The 16148-nt window shown below is 63.0% G+C and carries 17 protein-coding genes; 7 read left to right on the top strand and 10 right to left on the bottom strand.

The genetic code is table 11. The annotated features are described in order from the left end of the window. Position 1: 1 nt before the first annotated feature. The 7 genes from gspH to gpmA form a co-directional block, all read right to left on the bottom strand. Entirely contained in the window at positions 2 to 493 is a 492-nt protein-coding gene (gene gspH / locus NHH73_03065; protein ID USX27298.1) for a type II secretion system minor pseudopilin GspH, read from the bottom strand. Between the two features lie 20 nt (positions 494 to 513). Then, positions 514 to 957, bottom strand: coding sequence for a type II secretion system major pseudopilin GspG (gene gspG / locus NHH73_03060; protein USX27297.1), 444 nt, complete (start codon positions 955 to 957; stop codon positions 514 to 516). Positions 958 to 1168: 211 nt separating this feature from the next. Beyond that, complete coding sequence (locus NHH73_03055; GenBank protein USX27296.1) at positions 1169 to 3301, bottom strand: amidohydrolase family protein; 2133 nt, start codon at positions 3299 to 3301, stop codon at positions 1169 to 1171. A 47-nt stretch (positions 3302 to 3348) separates the two neighbouring features. After that, complete coding sequence (locus NHH73_03050) at positions 3349 to 4122, bottom strand: HesA/MoeB/ThiF family protein (GenBank protein ID USX27295.1); 774 nt, start codon at positions 4120 to 4122, stop codon at positions 3349 to 3351. Between the two features lie 38 nt (positions 4123 to 4160). Next, positions 4161 to 5795, bottom strand: coding sequence for a S41 family peptidase (locus NHH73_03045; GenBank protein USX27294.1), 1635 nt, complete (start codon positions 5793 to 5795; stop codon positions 4161 to 4163). Positions 5796 to 5809: 14 nt separating this feature from the next. Then, positions 5810 to 7333: a peptidoglycan DD-metalloendopeptidase family protein gene (locus NHH73_03040; protein ID USX29772.1), complete on the bottom strand. Its 1524-nt coding sequence runs from the start codon at positions 7331 to 7333 to the stop codon at positions 5810 to 5812. A 67-nt stretch (positions 7334 to 7400) separates the two neighbouring features. Further along, complete coding sequence (gpmA, locus tag NHH73_03035; protein USX27293.1) at positions 7401 to 8147, bottom strand: 2,3-diphosphoglycerate-dependent phosphoglycerate mutase; 747 nt, start codon at positions 8145 to 8147, stop codon at positions 7401 to 7403. Between the two features lie 108 nt (positions 8148 to 8255). Here gpmA and NHH73_03030 point away from each other — a divergent pair, with 108 nt between their 5' ends. The 5 genes from NHH73_03030 (at position 8256) to NHH73_03010 (ending at position 11260) form a co-directional block, all read left to right on the top strand. Then, entirely contained in the window at positions 8256 to 8711 is a 456-nt protein-coding gene (locus NHH73_03030) for a rhodanese-like domain-containing protein (protein USX27292.1), read from the top strand. Between the two features lie 15 nt (positions 8712 to 8726). Next, positions 8727 to 8987 carry a glutaredoxin 3 gene (gene grxC / locus NHH73_03025; GenBank protein USX27291.1) on the top strand — a complete coding sequence of 87 codons (261 nt, stop codon included), beginning with the start codon at positions 8727 to 8729 and terminating at the stop codon, positions 8985 to 8987. Between the two features lie 158 nt (positions 8988 to 9145). Beyond that, positions 9146 to 9625, top strand: coding sequence for a protein-export chaperone SecB (gene secB / locus NHH73_03020; GenBank protein ID USX27290.1), 480 nt, complete (start codon positions 9146 to 9148; stop codon positions 9623 to 9625). Between the two features lie 117 nt (positions 9626 to 9742). Beyond that, positions 9743 to 10186 (top strand): SH3 domain-containing protein, encoded by a 444-nt coding sequence (locus NHH73_03015; protein ID USX27289.1) that lies wholly within the window; start codon positions 9743 to 9745, stop codon positions 10184 to 10186. A 30-nt stretch (positions 10187 to 10216) separates the two neighbouring features. Next, positions 10217 to 11260 (top strand): NAD(P)-dependent glycerol-3-phosphate dehydrogenase, encoded by a 1044-nt coding sequence (locus NHH73_03010; GenBank protein USX27288.1) that lies wholly within the window; start codon positions 10217 to 10219, stop codon positions 11258 to 11260. 131 nt (positions 11261 to 11391) lie between these two features. Here NHH73_03010 and NHH73_03005 read toward each other — a convergent pair whose 3' ends face one another. From NHH73_03005 to mscL, 3 genes are read right to left on the bottom strand one after another with little or no spacing between them, the layout of a single operon-like run. Further along, positions 11392 to 12084, bottom strand: a complete 693-nt coding sequence (locus NHH73_03005; GenBank protein ID USX27287.1) for a DUF2461 domain-containing protein — start codon at positions 12082 to 12084, stop codon at positions 11392 to 11394. Between the two features lie 10 nt (positions 12085 to 12094). Further along, positions 12095 to 13264, bottom strand: coding sequence for a Do family serine endopeptidase (locus NHH73_03000; GenBank protein ID USX27286.1), 1170 nt, complete (start codon positions 13262 to 13264; stop codon positions 12095 to 12097). Between the two features lie 46 nt (positions 13265 to 13310). Next, positions 13311 to 13736, bottom strand: a complete 426-nt coding sequence (gene mscL, locus NHH73_02995; protein USX27285.1) for a large conductance mechanosensitive channel protein MscL — start codon at positions 13734 to 13736, stop codon at positions 13311 to 13313. Positions 13737 to 14105: 369 nt separating this feature from the next. On the opposite strand from mscL, the gene petA reads away from it, so the two are divergent. Next, complete coding sequence (gene petA / locus NHH73_02990) at positions 14106 to 14714, top strand: ubiquinol-cytochrome c reductase iron-sulfur subunit (GenBank protein USX27284.1); 609 nt, start codon at positions 14106 to 14108, stop codon at positions 14712 to 14714. A gap of 3 nt (positions 14715 to 14717) precedes the next feature. Continuing rightward, on the top strand, positions 14718 to 16130 hold the full coding sequence (locus tag NHH73_02985; GenBank protein USX27283.1) for a cytochrome bc complex cytochrome b subunit: 1413 nt from the start codon (positions 14718 to 14720) through the stop codon (positions 16128 to 16130). Positions 16131 to 16148: the final 18 nt, after the last annotated feature.

Raw genomic sequence — 16148 nt, 5'->3', positions numbered from 1 at the left:
GTCAGTCCACCGTGAAATGGCCGATGCCGTCGGCGCGGATGGCCACGCTGCTGCCGCCGCCGGTCATGGTCAGCACGAACGGCTTGTCGACCGGTTCGCGGCCGAAGATGATGCGCAGGTTGTTGTCGTTCTGGGCGTTGGGTGGCGGATCGAGCAGCAACGTCACCGGGCCCTGTTTGAACTCGCGCTCGCGCAGCAGGTCGTCCTGCACCGCCAGATCCCATTGCTTGTCGTTGCGGATCAGGAAGCGGTAGCCGTCCGGCCCGGCCTCGAAGGCGATCTGGCGGTTGCGCACGATCGCCTCGTCGCGCGCCAGTTGCAGCAGCAGCGCGATGCGTTGCGCGTCCTGCTGCAGCGCCTGCTTCTGGCCGGGCATCGCGCTGAGCGAGACGATGCCCAGCGTGATGCCCAGGATGACCATCACCACCAGCAACTCAATCAGCGTGAAGCCTCTCGGCGTAAAGCCTGGGCTCGGCCGGCGCGCGGCGCGCATGATCGGCTCTCTCCGTGTGCTTAGTTTTCCCAGGAACCGATGTCGGCGTCGTCGCCGGTGCCGCCCGGGGCGCCGTCGGCGCCCAGCGAATACACATCGATCTCGCCTTTGATGCCAGGCGACAGGAACTGGTACGGCGCGCCCCACGGGTCTTTCGGCATCTTTTCCAGATAGCCGCCGGTTTTCCAGCCGTTGGCGGCCGGGCCGCTGGTCGGCTTGGTCAGCAGCGCCTGCAGGCCCTGCTCCGTGGTCGGATAGCGCTGGTTGTCCAGCTTGTACAGTTTGAGCGCCTGCATGACGGTGGCGATATCGACCTTGGCGGCGGCCACTTTCGATTCACCGGTGCGGCTCAGCAGCTTGGGCACGACCAGCGCCGCCAGCACACCCATGATGACCACCACCACCATGATTTCGATCAGCGTGAAACCGCGCGCGGCGCGACGTTGAGGCGTTGCTTTTTTCATAATTTACTACCAAATTAAAGTGAGTGCAGAGTATAAGGCCGAAACAGCGGAATCAGAGCAGGCAGAGGCGTGATTTTTGCGCCCTGGAGCTTAAACACGGCTTAATAATCGACGGTTTTAACCAGCTTTTACCAGCTTGTCATCGTTAGGTCATGGCATTGTCACACCATTGTCATGCCGGGCCTTTTCACGGACCCGGCGGCCCTGCGCTTTAATCGTGTTTGCGGGCGGTCGCCTCGATGCGGTTGCGGGCGCCGTCGTTGCCGCCGCCGTGCGCGTGATCGACTTCGGCCACGGCGGCGGCGGTCTTGGCCACCGTCGGCGCTTGCTTGACGAACGGGGCGATGCCAAGCGCCGCGTCGATCTCGCTCGGGTAGATCACGTAGCCGCGCGTGATCACCGCCGACACCTTGCGCACGTCCTTGATATCCTTGGTCGGGTCGCCGTCCACCAGCACCAGGTCGGCCAGCTTGCCCGGCGTGATGCTGCCGCGATCGTTGCTGGTGCGGGTGTAGCGGGCGCCGTTGCGCGTGGCCACTTGCAGCGCCTGGGCCGGGGTCAAGCCGGCCTTGACCAGCAGCGCCAGTTCCGAGTGCAAGGTAAAACCGGCGATGTCGTCGGTGCCGGCCACGATGGGCACGCCGGCGCGGTACATGATGCCGACGAAGTCGACCATCTTGCCGTAGGACTTCTCGTAGCGCTTGAGCTGCTCGGCGCCGTCGATCTTCATGGTGCCGACGGAAAAGCCGCGCGCCACGTCCGGCGGCATGTTGGCCGCGAAATCGGCGTACGGCTCGTTGACGTCGCCGTCGCGCTGCTTGAGGAAGGCGAACGCCGACATGGTCGGATCGATGGCGATTTGCTTCTTGGCCAATTGGGCGACAAAGTCCTTGACCGGCTTGGAGTTGAAATCGAGATCGGCCACCTTCTCGGCCGGCAACACGAAGCGGTTCAGGTTGCGCGTTTCGGTGTCGGGTTTGACGAAGAAGTTCAGCAGCACCTGGTTGATGTGCTGGATTTCGTCGTAACCGGCGTCGAGCGCCTGCTGCGCGCGCAGGCCGGCCGGCACGTGGCCGGAAACGCGCATGCCGCGCGTGTGGGCGTAGGCGACCGTGTCCTTCAGGATGTCTTTCGGGAAGGAGTTGTAGATCTTCAATTGCGGATAGCCGCGCTGCGCGTACCAGTCGATCGCGTCCTTGGCGCCCTGCAAGTCCTTGACGGTGAAGCCGCCGCTGGCGCTGTACTGGCTCTCGCCTTCCAGGAAGCCGGCCGGCACCACTTGCGGACCGAGCAGCTTGCCGTCGGTGGTTTCGTCCAGCATCGCCTGCATCTGGGCGTTGTCGTTGCCCATGTCGCGCACGCTGGTGACGCCGGTCGAGATGTTGAGCGCGCCCGACCAGCGGTCGACGTGGCCGTGCATATCGAACAGGCCCGGCAGCACGATGCGACCGCCGGCGTCGATAATGTTGGCGGCGTCGCGCGTCGGCGAGCCGGCCGGCTGCACCGAGGTGATGCGGCCGCGCAGGATGTAGATGTCCGACGGCGCGCCGACGGTGGCCTTCTCGCTGTCAAAGACGCGGGCGTTCTTGACAAGGGTCAGGCCCGGCAGCGGATGCTGCAACTTCTGCGCGACATCGGCCAGCATCTTGCTCTCGGCGGCTTTCTGGCGTTTGGCCATCTCCGGAATGGCCGCTTCCCAGCCCTGTTCCATCGCGTTCATGAAGCCCGGAATGATGACGGCAAACAAGCGCGGCTTGGCGCCGTTTGTGGCCCACATGAACGATGGCGACAGGCCGATGCCGGTTTGCGCCAGCAATTGCACGGTTTGCTTCTGGCCGGTGGCGTTGGTGATCTCCAGCGCGTCCAGCTTGGTCTGCGACAAGGTGCCCGACGGCAGCAGCGGCAGCTTGTTGTCCGGCGCGGCGGCCAGCGCGGTGATGGCGGCGGAGATGACCTCGAAGGAACTGTTCAGCGGCACATAGGCGGCCGGACCGGCGACGGTTTTCTTGCCTTGTTCCGACGTCGATTTCCACTCGGCCTGGTCGCCCTTGCGCTCGAAGCGCTCGTCGACCACGGCGCCGAAGGTGGAATTGCCCTTGACGGCATACTCGGTCATGGTGCCGTCCGGGCCGATGCGGAATTGCTCGGTCAGCTCGGGGCCGCGGCCGTTGTTCTTATAGATGAAACGCACCTTGGTCAGGCCGTCGTCCTGCTGCTCGACCACCTGCTCGCCCATCTGCTTGCCGCTTTCGGTGTAGATCAGATACTTGGTGGTGCTGGCGGCCTGCGCGCTGAAGGCGGCGGCCAATGCCAGCGGAAGTAAGGCGAGTCGTTTCGTCAGCAAGGTCTTCTCCTGGAGGTGATGGTGTCGGCGGATGGTTTTGGAAAATTCTACGTTGTATTTTTCGTTATCATTCTACCTGCGCCGCACACCGGGCAGGCATCATTTCTACCGACGCCGATGCTGGTCCATTCCATGTTCAGGCCGTCGAGCATCAGCAGCCGCCCAGCCAGCGAGTTGCCTACGCCCATCAGCAGCTTGAGCGCCTCGGCCGCCTGCATGGCGCCGACCACGCCCACCAGCGGCGCAAACACGCCCATGGTCGAACAAGCCACGTCCTCGAACTGTTGATCTTGCGGGAACAGGCATGAATAACAGGGGTTGCCTGCCTTGCGCAGGTCGAACACGCTGATCTGGCCGTCGAAGCGGATCACCGCGCCGGACACCAGCGGCTTGCCCAGCGCCACGCAAGCGCGGTTGACGGCGTGGCGGGTGGCGAAGTTGTCGGTGCAGTCGAGCACGACATCGGCTTCGGCCACCAGTTCGGCCAGGCGGGCGTCGTCGGCCCGTTCGGTGAGCGCGCTGACGGCGATGCCGGGATTAATCTCTTGCAGGGTGATGCGCGCCGAGGCGGCCTTCGGCTGGCCGACGCGCGCCGTGGTGTGGGCGATCTGGCGTTGCAGGTTGGTCAGGTCGACGGTGTCGTCGTCGACCAGGGTGATGTGGCCGACGCCGGCCGAGGCCAGGTACAGCGCCGCCGGCGAGCCGAGGCCGCCGGCGCCGATCACCAGCGCGTGCGCGGCCAGCAGTTTTTGCTGGCCTTCGATGCCGATTTCGTCGAGCAGGATGTGGCGCGAGTAGCGCAGTAGTTGCGAATCGTCCATGGTCTCAACCGGCGGCCGGGCCGCGCTATTGTTTCTTGTTATTCGGTGACTGGCTGTTTCGCCGCCGGCTTGCCGTCACCAGCCTTGGATTTGGCTTCGGGCTTGGCGGCAGGCTTGGCGTTTGGCTTGCCATCCGGCTTGGAGCTTGGCTTGCCATCTGGCTTGACATCCGGCTTCACGTCGGACTTAACGTCCGACTTGATGTCCGGGCCGCTATCGGACTTGATCTCGCCGACGCCGTCGCCACCGGCCGCCGCACCCGCCTCCACCTTCGACAGTTTGACCGGCAAGCCCTTGAAGTGGTTCAGCGCCTGCGCCAGCTGGAAGTCGTCCTTGGAGCCGAATTCGACCGGTTTGGATTTCTTCGCCAGCGAAGCCATGCGCTGCGCGTCCTCCAGGCCGTCGCGCTGGGCGTTCAGGGCCTTCTGCGCGATGCTTTCGGCCTCCGGGTCCTTGTCGTTGCCCAAGTGCTTTTGCAGATCGGCTTCGCGCATGCGCAGGCTGTTCAAGCCGTCGCCGTCGGCGGTTTCGTCGACCATCAGGTCGGGCACGATGCCGCGCGCCTGGATCGAGCGGTTTTGCGGTGTGTAGTAACGCGCCGTGGTCAGCTTGACGGCGGTGTCGGCGGTCAACTGGCGCAGCGTCTGCACCGAGCCCTTGCCGAAGGTTTGCGTGCCCATGATGGTGGCGCGCTTGTAATCCTGCAACGCGCCGGCGACGATTTCCGACGCCGAGGCCGAGCCCGCGTTAACCAGCACCACCATCGGCACGTCCTTCAGGCCGGCCGGCAGCTTGGCCAGCGGATCGGACTTGGCGCGCGGCGCGTAGAACTCCGGCCGGCCGTAGAAGGTTTCCTTGGACGACGCCAGCTGCCCGTTGGTCGAGACGATCACCGAATCCTTGGGCAGGAAGGCGGCCGAAACGCCGATCGCGCCCGGCACCAGGCCGCCCGGATCGTTGCGCAGGTCCAGCACCAGGCCCTTGATCTTCGGGTCTTGCGCGTACAGGGCGGTGATTTGCTTGGCCATGTCGTCCAGGGTCGGTTCCTGGAACTGCGAAATGCGCACCCAGGCGTAACCCGGCTCGACGATCTTGGTCTTGACGCTTTGCACGCGGATTTCCTCGCGCGTGATGGTCATGACGAGCGGCTTGTCCTCATCCTTGCGGCTGATGGTGACGGCCACCTTGGAACCGGGCTCGCCGCGCATCTTCTTGACGCTTTCGTCGAGCGACATGTTCTTGATCGGCGTGCCGTCGATACGGGTGATCAGGTCGCCCGTCTTGATGCCGGCCTTGAAGGCGGGCGTGTCCTCGATCGGCGAGACGACCTTGATATAGCCGTCCTCCATGCCGACTTCGACGCCGATGCCGACGAATTTGCCGGCGACGGTCTCCTTCATCTCGCGGAAGGCTTTTTTGTCCAGATAGACCGAATGCGGGTCCAGCGAGGACACCATGCCGGAAATGGCGTCGGTGACGAGTTTCTTGTCGTCGACGTTTTCGACGTAGTCGGTCTTGATCAGGCCGAACACGTCCGACAGCTGGCGCAACTCTTCCAGCGGCAACGGGGTGCCGCCGGCTTTCTGCGCGATGGCGGGAAACTGCAACGAGGCGGTGACGCCGGCGATGGCGCCGAGTCCGATCAAAGCGATGCTCTTAAACTTGTTGCCCATTTTCTCCGCGAACCTTAAAACTTGACCCAGCCAGCCGGATCGAATGCCGTGCCCTGATGGCGAAGCTCGAAGTATAGCCCTGATTCCTCGTTGCCGCCGCTATTGCCCGCGCTCGCTATCGGGTCGCCCGACTTGACGATATCGCCTGCCCTTTTCAGCAACGACTGGTTATTACCGTAAATACTCATGTACTGGCCGCCGTGGTCGACGATGATCAGGTTGCCGAAGCCGCGCAGCCATTCGGCAAACACCACCCGGCCGCCGGCGACGGCGCGCACGTCGGTGCCTTCGGCGGCGCGGATGAAGACGCCCTTCCAGGCAGGTCCCTGGCCGCGCTTGCTGCCGAACTTGGCCGCGACCTGGCCGCTGACCGGCGAGCCCATTTTGCCTTTGAGGCTGGCGAAGGCGCCGGCCGGCGCGGCGGGCGCCAGCGCGATGTCGGCCGGACGGGCCGGCGGGCGGACCGGTTCCGCGACCGGCGCCGGTGCAGGTGTCGGTGCAGGCGTCGGCACCGGATCGGGCTTGACCGCGACTTTTGGTTCATCGGCGTCGATCGGATCGGGCCTGGCCGGCGCCGGCGGCTTGGTCGGCTGGGACGGCTGCGCGGGTTTGATGGTGCCGGATTTGTTGGCGTTGGCCTTGGCCAAACGCTCGCGCTCGGCCTGCGCTGCCGCGGCCGCTTTCGCGCGCGCCTGGGCCTGGGCCAGCAACAGCGCCTTTTTCTCGGCGTCGGCCTTGGCCTTGGCGGCGGCGCGGGCGGCCGCCAGCTGTTCCTGGCGCTTTTTCTCGGCGGCGGCGGCGATCGCCTGCTCCTCGATCAGCTTGTTCAGCTTGTCGACCAGGCCGCTGATGCGCTGCTCGTCGCGCTCGACGTTGCCCGCTTCCTTGCGTTGAGCCACCAACTTTTGCGACAAGGTCGACAGCAAAGCGGCGCGGCGCGTCTTTTCCTGTTCCAGCTTGGCTTTCTGCTGCAATTGCTCTTGGGCGATCTCGGCCAGCTCATCGTTGGCGTTTTGCGCCTCGGCCTGGTTATCCTCGACGGCCTTGAGGTTGGCGCGCAGCGCGTCCAGCAACTTGGCCTGCGCCTGCGACACATAGGCCATCATCTGCAAATCGCGGTTGATGCGGTTGGGGTTGTCCCCGGACAGCAGTAACTTGATGCGGTCTTCATTGCCGGCGACATAGTGCTCGCGCAGCAGCTTGGCCAGCTGCTGCTTTTGCAGCGCGACCGTGGCCGTCAGCCGTTCGCGCTCGGCGGTCAGCTGTTGCAGCTTGCTATGGGTATCGCCCTGCTCCTGCTGCAGGTCGCGCAGCGCGCGGTTGGCATCCGAAATCGCCTGCTCCGACTCGGCCAGCGTATCGGCCGCGTCGTCCTTGGCGCTTTCGGTCTTGCTGATGTCCTTTTTGAGCGCCGACAGCTTTTGCTGCAAGCCGGCGCGCTCGGCCTCGGCCAGCGCCTTCTGCTTGCTGCGCTCGGTCGGTTTGCCCGAGCGGGCGGTCTGGGCGTGGGCTTGGATTTGCACGCCCAGGGACGTTATCAACAGCAGGGCCGCGCCTGTGACGGCGGCGGCCTTGCGCCAACCTCTCAATGAAGAATAAGACAAATTACTTGGCCTTGCCTTGGTTGGCGACGGCGGCCTGGGCCGCTGCGATGGCATCGGCGTCGCCGAGGTAGTAGTGGCGGATCGGCTTCAGATCGGCATCCAGTTCATACACCAGCGGCTGGCCGTTGGGGATGTTGAGGCCGACGATGTCGTTGTCGCTGATGCCGTCGAGCATCTTAATCAGCGCGCGCAGGCTGTTGCCGTGGGCCGAGATGATGATCTTCTTGCCGGCGCGGATGGCCGGGGCGATTTCCTCGTCCCAGGCCGGCATCACGCGCGCCACGGTGTCTTTCAGGCATTCGGTCAGCGGGATCTGCGACTTGTCCAGGCCGGCGTAGCGCGGGTCGTTGAACGAGGCGCGGTCGTCGCCTTCTTCCAGCGGTGGCGGCGGCGTGTCGTAGCTGCGGCGCCATACCAGCACTTGCTCGTCGCCGTATTTGGCGGCGGTCTCGCCCTTGTCCAGGCCCTGCAGCGCGCCGTAGTGGCGCTCGTTCAGGCGCCAATCGTTCTTGATCGGCAGGTACATCATATCCATCTCGTCGAGCGACAGCCACAGCGTGCGGATCGCGCGCTTGAGCACCGAGGTGTACGCCAGGTCGAAGGTGAAGCCCGATTCCTTGAGCACCTTGCCGGCGGCCTTGGCTTCGGCCACGCCTTTTTCGGTCAGGTCGACATCGGTCCAGCCGGTGAAGCGGTTCGACAGGTTCCAGGTGGATTCGCCATGGCGCATGAATACGATTTTGTACATGTGGACTATCTTCAAAAAAGGAGTGAATCGGAGGGATTACCAGTGCTTTAAGAACTCTTCCAGCTTCTATTTTATAATGCGCGGATTAAGTTAAACCATTGGAACCCCGTGAAATTCTTCATTGACAATATTTTCATCATCGCCGTCGTCGTTCTGTCCGGCGGCGCGCTGCTGTGGCCCTTGCTGACCCAGCGCGGCAAACGGGCGACCCCGCAAGACGTGACGATGTTGATTAATCGTAGCAAAGCCACCATTGTAGACGTACGCGACGCGAAAGAATTCGCCAACGGTTCCCTGCCGGACGCGAAGAATATTCCGCTGGCCGAACTGGACCAGCGGATCGGCGAACTGGACAAGTTCAAGAGCAAGAGCGTGGTGGTGGTTTGCCAATCCGGCGCCCGTGCCTCGTCCGCTGCGGCTAAACTGTCCAAAGCGGGCTTCACCGACGTGGTGAACCTGGAAGGCGGCATTTCCGCATGGCAAAAAGCCGGCCTGCCGCTGGCCAAGCCATCCGCGTCGCCGTCGAAGCCATCGGTAACCCTGGCCAAGCCGCAGGCAAAATAATTGGAAGGAAGCATCATGACGACCGAAGTGATCATGTACACCACCGCCGTATGCCCGTACTGCACCCGCGCCGAGCGCCTGCTCGAATCGAAGGGCGTGACCGAGCTTAAGAAAATCCGCGTCGACCTCGACCCGGAGCAGCGGATGCTGATGATGCAAAAGACCGGCCGCCGCACCGTGCCGCAAATCTACATCGGCGACAAGCATGTCGGCGGTTTCGACGATTTATATGCGCTCGATCAAGCCGGCGGTCTGACGCCCTTGTTAAATGGCTAACTGACGCCAAATACAACGAGCGGGCGGAAATCCTTTGCATCGATAGTGGTTTTGATACAATTGCCCTCGCGTTTGATTTGAGCTTTTATTCGGCCATCCCAAGCCAACATCATCTGAGCGGCGCGTGCCGCTCGTTTTCACTATAACGAAAGCGTTCCATGTCTGAAGAAAACCTGCAACCAGTATTCCAAATCCAACGCGTCTACCTGAAAGACATGTCGCTGGAGCAACCGAATTCCCCAGCTATCTTCCTGGAACAGGAAGCCCCGACCATCGAAGTCGCGCTGGACGTGGGCGCCGAGCCACTGGCCGACGGCATCTTCGAATCGACCGTCACCATCACCGTGACCGCCAAAGTCAAAGACAAAGTCGCTTTCCTGGTTGAAGGCAAGCAAGCCGGCATCTTCGAAGCCCGTAACATCCCTGCCGATCAACTCGATCCGCTGCTGGGCATCGGTTGCCCGAACATCGTCTACCCTTACCTGCGCGCCAACATCGCCGACGTGATCACCCGTGCCGGTTTCCCACCAGTGCACCTGGCAGAGATCAACTTCGAAGTGTTCTACCAGCAGCGCCTGCAAGCCGTGGCCGATGCCGCCGCCGCAGCGCCAGCCGTCGACAGCACCACCACGCACTAATAAGCGCAGCACTCCGCTTAGAGTTATACTGTAGCAACGTCGCCGGGCGCTCGTCCGGCGGCTGTTTCGCCCGACTAGCCGCGCCCCGCGCGCTGTCCTCCATCAGCAAGGTAAGCCATGACATTTCCCCGTTTGATCGCAGGTTTGGGCCTGATGCTGGCCGCCGCGAGCAGCCACGCGTTCGACTTCAAAACGGTAGGCGCAGCGCCCGTGGTGCTGTACGACGCGCCGTCGACCAAGGGCGGCAAACTGTTTGTCGTGCCGCGCGGCGCCCCGCTTGAAGTGGTGCTGGCCTATGGCGAATGGCTCAAGGTGCGCGACGTCAACGGCGAAATGGCCTGGACCGAGGCCAAGGGGCTGACCGCCAAGCGCAACGTCATTACCCGTACCGCCAATTTGAAGGTGCGCGCCACGCCGGATGACGCCGCCGCCCCCGTCTTCACCGCCGACAAGGGCGTGTTGCTGGAAGTGACCGAAGTGGCCGCTGGCGGCTGGATCAAGGTGCGTCATCGCGACGGCCTGATCGGTTACGTCAAGAATGCCGAGATCTGGGGCATATAATTCCCGTATCTGAACAACAGCGCGGGTCCCATGCCAGATAATCAAAACAAACAAGCGACGCCGGGCGTGCGCAAGGTGACCGTGCTCGGCGCGGGCGCCTGGGGCACCGCCGTCGCCATCGCGCTGGCCCAGCGCCACGACGTGCTGCTGTGGGGCCGCAACAGCGCCTCGCTGCACGCCATGGGCGAGGCCCGCGACAATACCGACTACCTACCCGGCCATCCCTTCCCCGAGCGTTTGCAGGTTGAAACCGGCTTCGACGCGGCGCTGGCGCACGCTGCCGGCAGCGACGGCCTGTTGATCGCCGCCTGCCCGGTGGCGGGCTTGCGTCCGCTGCTGGAGCAGCTCAAGCCGCACGGGGTGTCGCATGTGGTGTGGCTGTGCAAGGGCTTCGAATATGAAACCGGCCTGCTGCCGCATCAAATCGTGCGTGAAGTGCTGGGCGACGGCGTGGCCGGCGGTGCTTTGTCGGGGCCGTCGTTCGCGCAGGAAGTGGCGCGCGGATTGCCGTGCGCGCTGACGATCGCGTCGAGCTCGGCGGCGCTGCGCGAATGCGTGGTGACGGCTGTCCACGGCGGCAATATCCGCGTGTATTCCAGCGAAGATCTGGTCGGCGTGGAAGTCGGCGGCGCGGTCAAGAACGTGCTGGCGATCGCCACCGGCGTGGCCGACGGGTTGGGACTGGGGTTGAATGCGCGCGCGGCGCTGATCACGCGCGGGCTGGCTGAAATCACGCGCCTGGGCACCGCCCTGGGCGGGCAGATCGAAACGTTCATGGGCCTCACCGGCATGGGCGATTTGATACTGACCTGCACCGGCGATCTGTCGCGCAACCGGCGCGTCGGACTGGGGCTGGCGCAGGGCAAGGCGCTGGAAACCATCGTGCAGGAGCTGGGGCACGTAGCCGAAGGCGTGCCGTGCTCGAAGGCGGTGCGCGAGTTGGCGGCCAGGATGGGCGTCGACATGCCGATCACCAACGCGGTGGCCGGCGTGCTGTTCGACGGCGACCAGCCGCAAGCGATGGTCACGAAATTGCTGTCGCGCGATCCGCGCGATGAAAAAGTCAAACGCTGAAAAGTCAAACGCTGACCAAAAGCAACTCCGGGGTCAGGTCCACCATTTCTACACGGCCTCGGCGCTTGGGGGCTTGGCGACGGTCGCACGGTTCAGATCGTGTAGAAATGGTGGACCTGACCCCGGAGTGCTTATTCCTCGGGTAGCTCTTCTTCTTTTGCTTCGCGCATCCACTGCACCAGCGGGAACGCATCCTTCAGGCCGTTGACGATCAACGGCACCAGCAGTTCCGGCTTGTTCATCGGCACATCGATCTCGGTCCACACGAAGAAACTCTTGAGCTTGATGTACTCGATGTGCTCGTGATCGGCGTCGAAGCCCTTCGGCGGCCGCATCAATTTGCCCTCGTCGCGGATATCCCCAAACGTCAGGCGCAGCTTTTTGTTCTTCAGTACTTTCTTGAAGCCGGCCGCGTCATCGACCATATGCTGGCGCAAGGCCTTCAAGCGGCCCGCCGGCGGCATGTACTCGCCGGCGCCGAACAGCAACCTGCCGTGCCCGTCGATCTGCATGTAGTACGTCGGCCCGCCGGTCTGGCTCGGACGGCGCATGTCGTTCGGCGCCACCGCCGCCGAGAAGCGCGTCTTGTACGGGCTCTTGTCATGCGCGAAGCGCACGTCGCGGTTGATGCGGAACATCGCCTTCTTCGGATTGCTGAACTTGACCGCCGGATCGAACTTGCCGACCCCGGCGATCATCTCCGTGACCACTTGCAGGAATTCTTCGCGCAGAATGTCGTAGCGCGGCTTGTTCATGATGAACCACGGACGGTTGTTGTTGTCAGCCAGTTCTTTGAGGAATTGCGTCAGGTCGCGTAAATGCATGGGTTCGGGTTTACTTTATTTTGGCGCTGGCCGGACGTTTGCCGACGGTGACGTCGACCGTCGTTTCGCGACTCTTGCGCAAGATCGTCATTTTAGCTTTTTCGCCCGGAATCAGTTGCGCGATGAGATTGAGCATGCCGTTGGTGTCGGTGACCGGCTTGCCGTCGACCGTCAACAGGATGTCGCCGGGCTTGATGCCGCCCTTGTCGGCCGGACCGTGGCGCACCACGCCGGCGATGATGGCGCCGCTCTGGCGCTTGAGGCCGAAGCTGCTGGCCATCTCCGGCGTGATTTCCTGCGTTTCCACGCCGATCCAGCCGCGCACCACGTGGCCGGACTTGATGATCGCCTCCATCACCGTCTTGGCGGTCGAGACCGGAATGGCGAAGCCGATGCCGACCGAGCCGCCGCTTTGCGAATAGATCGCCGAGTTGATGCCCAGCAGGTTGCCGGTGACGTCGACCAGCGCCCCGCCCGAGTTGCCGAAGTTGATCGCGGCGTCGGTCTGGATGAAGTTCTCGAAGTGGTTGATGTGCAGGTTGTTGCGCCCCAGCGCGGAGATGATGCCCATCGTCACCGTCTGGCCGACGCCGAACGGATTGCCGATGGCCAGCACCACATCCCCGACCTGCGACTGCTCGGGCTGCCCCAGCACGATCACCGGCAGCTTGTCGAGCGCGATCTTGATGACCGCCAGATCGGTCTCCGGATCGGTGCCGACCACCTTGGCGGCGGCCTTGCGGCCGTCGGCCAGCACGACCTCGATCTCGTCGGCGGCCTCGACCACGTGGTTGTTGGTCAGGATATAACCTTCAGCCGAGACGATGACGCCCGAGCCGAGGCTGGCCTCGTCGTCGTCGCCCTCGCCATCCCGGTCGCCGAAGAATTTTTTAAAGAAGGGGTCGCGCAGCAGCGGATGCTTGCGGTGCTTGGGCTTTTTGCTGGTGATGATGTTGACCACGGCCGGCATCGCGCGCCCGGCGGCCGCCCGGTAGGAGCCGACGGCAGACGCCGGCGCCTTGCCCGGTCCGGCCTCCAGCATCACGGCCGGCCGCTCCGGGCTGCCCATCTGCTGCAGGCGCACCGGCGCGGCGCCCTGCGGCGCCACGGCCACATAGACAAAGTACAGCGCCAAAACGACGGTCACCGTTTGCGCAAACAATAACCAGAGTCGTCGCATAACTTGCATCTGCCGCCCGGCGGACGGCGTCCTTGGTTGTTCCAGATTATTTCTTCAGCGCGTCGCGGATTTCGCGCAGCAACACGATGTCCTCGGCGGGCGGCGCCGGCGGCGGCGTCACCACCGGATGCTCGCGCAGGCTGCGCGCGCGGTTCATCAAGCGCACCATCTGGAAGATGACGAAGGCCAGGATGATGAAGTTGAGCAGGATCGTGGCGAAGTTACCGTAGGCGAACACGGCGCCCAGCTTCTTGGCTTCGGCCAGGCTCAGGCCGGCCGCTTGGCCGTTCAGGCCGATGTAATAGTTGGCGAAGTCCAGCCCACCGAACAGCTTGCTGATCGGCGGCATGATGATGTCGGTCACCAGCGAATCGACGATCTTGCCGAACGCGCCGCCGATGATCACCCCGACGGCGAGGTCGACCACATTGCCCTTCATCGCGAATTCTTTAAATTCTTGCATCATTGCCATTTTTATATCCTCGACATGTGGTCTTTTGTGAACAAAACTGCGTGTGGATCATACTATTTTTTCAATTAGATTCCAAACACGCTTGCGGTTCACGCATTTGGACAGCGATTTACGTTATAAGTTTGACCTATATCAATTAGCGAAACGTCCGGTCGCCCTCATAGGGCAGAGTCCGCCAAAAATCAAGCTCAAAACGGTGCGGAAATCGCCCAAATTGGGATTGAGGCAACGTTTTTGCTTTAATTCGCTACACGGTTACCTTATAATTTAAGGTTGCTAGAAGCTACATTCGTGCTTCATCAAGTTTTCGTTTTCAGGATTGTTCGCGGTTTCCAGATTTTGTTCGCACTTTGACTGATTGGGGTTTGTATGAGTAACGAAAAGCAGGTCGATTCCGGCCGTCGCGGTTTGCTCGTCGCAACAGGCGCGGCGGGTGGTGTAGTGGGTCTGGCAACCGCGGGGGCGCTGGTGAGCACCTTCCAGCCGTCGGAACGGGCGAAAGCCGCCGGCGCGCCGGTCGAGGTGGACATCTCGGCGCTCAATCCCGGTGAAATGACAACGGTCGAATGGCGCGGCAAGCCGGTCTGGATCATCAAGCGCACGCCGGAAATGGTGGCGTCGCTGAAAAAGACCGACGGCAAGGTCGCCGACGCCGAGTCCAAACGCAATCCCGAAGAATTCACGCCCGAGTACGCCCGCAACGAATGGCGCTCGCGCAAGCCCGACATCCTCGTCGCCGTCGGCATCTGTACCCACCTCGGCTGTTCGCCCTCGTCCAAGTTCGCCCCCGGTCCGCAGCCATCGCTGCCGGACGACTGGGAGGGCGGCTTCCTGTGCCCATGCCACGGCTCGACCTTCGACATGGCCGGCCGCGTCTTTAAAAACAAGCCGGCGCCGGACAATCTGCAGGTTCCGCGCTACATGTTCTTGAGCGACAACAAGCTGGTCATTGGCAAAGACGAGAAAGGCGAGGCGTAAATCATGGCGGCTTTCAAAGAGACAAAACTGCCGGCGAACGCGCCGGTGGCACAAAAAGCACTAGGCTGGGTCGACGACCGCTTCCCCCTGACCAAGCTGTGGAACGACCAATGGGGCAAATACTACGCCCCGAAAAACTTCAACTTCTGGTATATCTTCGGCTCGCTGGCCATGCTGGTGCTGGTGCTGCAGATCGTCACCGGCATCTTCCTGACCATGCACTACAAGCCGGACGCCAACCTGGCCTTCGGCTCGGTCGAATACATCATGCGCGAAGTGCCGTGGGGCTGGCTGGTGCGCTACATGCACTCGACCGGCGCCTCCGCCTTCTTCATCATCATCTACCTGCACATGACGCGCGGCCTGCTGTACGGCTCGTACCGCAAGCCACGTGAACTGATCTGGCTGTTCGGCTTCGCCATCTTCCTGTGCCTGATGGCCGAGGCCTTCTTCGGCTACCTGCTGCCTTGGGGCCAGATGTCGTACTGGGGCGCCCAGGTGATCGTCAACCTGTTCGGCGCCATCCCGCTGATCGGACCGGACCTGTCGCTGTGGATCCGCGGCGACTACGTCGTCTCCGACGCCACCCTGAACCGCTTCTTCGCCTTCCACGTGATCGCCATTCCGCTGGTGCTGCTGGGCCTGGTGGCCGCGCACTTGATCGCGCTGCACGAAGTCGGCTCGAGCAACCCGGACGGCATCGAAGTCAAAGAGAACCTGGGCCCGGACGGCCACCCGGTCGACTCGATCCCGTCGCACCCTTACTACACGGTGCACGACCTGTTCGGCGTCTCGATCTTCCTGCTGATCTTCAGCACCGTCGTGTTCTTCGCGCCGGAAATGGGCGGCTACTTCCTCGAGTACAACAACTTCCTGCCGGGCGACTCGCTCAAGACCCCGCTGCACATCGCCCCGACCTGGTACTTCACCGCGTTCTACTCGGTGTTGCGCGCCACCACCGCCGACTTCATGTGGGTGCTGATGTTCTTCGTGGCCGCCTACGTGGTGTTCGTCTGGCTCAAGTCCCAGCTGCCGCGCCTGGTGAAAATCGCCATCGCCGTCATCGCGCTGGTCGCCATCATCGGCATGCTGCCGCAGATCCTCGACGCCAAGTTCTGGGGCGTGGTGTTCTTCGGCGGCTCGGTCGTGATCCTGGCCTTCATGCCGTGGCTGGACAAGTCGCCGGTCAAATCGATCCGCTACCGTCCGACCTGGCACAAGTATGTGTACGCCGTGTTCTTCCTGTCGTTCCTGACCCTGGGCTACCTCGGTACCCTGGCGCCGACCGACGCCCGCACCCTGGTGTCGCAAGTGTGCACCCTGCTGTACTTTAGCTTCTTCCTGTTCATGCCATGGTGGAGCGCGATGGGCACGTTCAAAAAAGTGCCCGACCGCGTCGTCTTCCACGCGCACTGACCCTTGGCTAAAGTCGAT

Source organism: Oxalobacteraceae bacterium OTU3CINTB1 (genome assembly GCA_024123955.1).
In the GTDB taxonomy this organism is placed as follows: domain Bacteria; phylum Pseudomonadota; class Gammaproteobacteria; order Burkholderiales; family Burkholderiaceae_D; genus Rugamonas.
This window is presented reverse-complemented; position numbering and strand designations above follow the sequence as displayed.

Bases quoted from the DNA above. Each gene is read 5' to 3' on its own strand.
- gspH (USX27298.1), bottom strand. From the start codon at position 493: ATGCGCGCCGCGCGCCGGCCGAGCCCAGGCTTTACGCCGAGAGGCTTC.
- gspG (USX27297.1), bottom strand. From the start codon at position 957: ATGAAAAAAGCAACGCCTCAACGTCGCGCCGCGCGCGGTTTCACGCTG.
- NHH73_03050 (USX27295.1), bottom strand. From the start codon at position 4,122: ATGGACGATTCGCAACTACTGCGCTACTCGCGCCACATCCTGCTCGAC.
- NHH73_03045 (USX27294.1), bottom strand. From the start codon at position 5,795: ATGGGCAACAAGTTTAAGAGCATCGCTTTGATCGGACTCGGCGCCATC.
- gpmA (USX27293.1), bottom strand. From the start codon at position 8,147: ATGTACAAAATCGTATTCATGCGCCATGGCGAATCCACCTGGAACCTG.
- grxC (USX27291.1), top strand. From the start codon at position 8,727: ATGACGACCGAAGTGATCATGTACACCACCGCCGTATGCCCGTACTGC.
- secB (USX27290.1), top strand. From the start codon at position 9,146: ATGTCTGAAGAAAACCTGCAACCAGTATTCCAAATCCAACGCGTCTAC.
- NHH73_03015 (USX27289.1), top strand. From the start codon at position 9,743: ATGACATTTCCCCGTTTGATCGCAGGTTTGGGCCTGATGCTGGCCGCC.
- NHH73_03010 (USX27288.1), top strand. From the start codon at position 10,217: ATGCCAGATAATCAAAACAAACAAGCGACGCCGGGCGTGCGCAAGGTG.
- NHH73_03005 (USX27287.1), bottom strand. From the start codon at position 12,084: ATGCATTTACGCGACCTGACGCAATTCCTCAAAGAACTGGCTGACAAC.
- NHH73_03000 (USX27286.1), bottom strand. From the start codon at position 13,264: ATGCGACGACTCTGGTTATTGTTTGCGCAAACGGTGACCGTCGTTTTG.
- mscL (USX27285.1), bottom strand. From the start codon at position 13,736: ATGGCAATGATGCAAGAATTTAAAGAATTCGCGATGAAGGGCAATGTG.
- petA (USX27284.1), top strand. From the start codon at position 14,106: ATGAGTAACGAAAAGCAGGTCGATTCCGGCCGTCGCGGTTTGCTCGTC.
- NHH73_02985 (USX27283.1), top strand. From the start codon at position 14,718: ATGGCGGCTTTCAAAGAGACAAAACTGCCGGCGAACGCGCCGGTGGCA.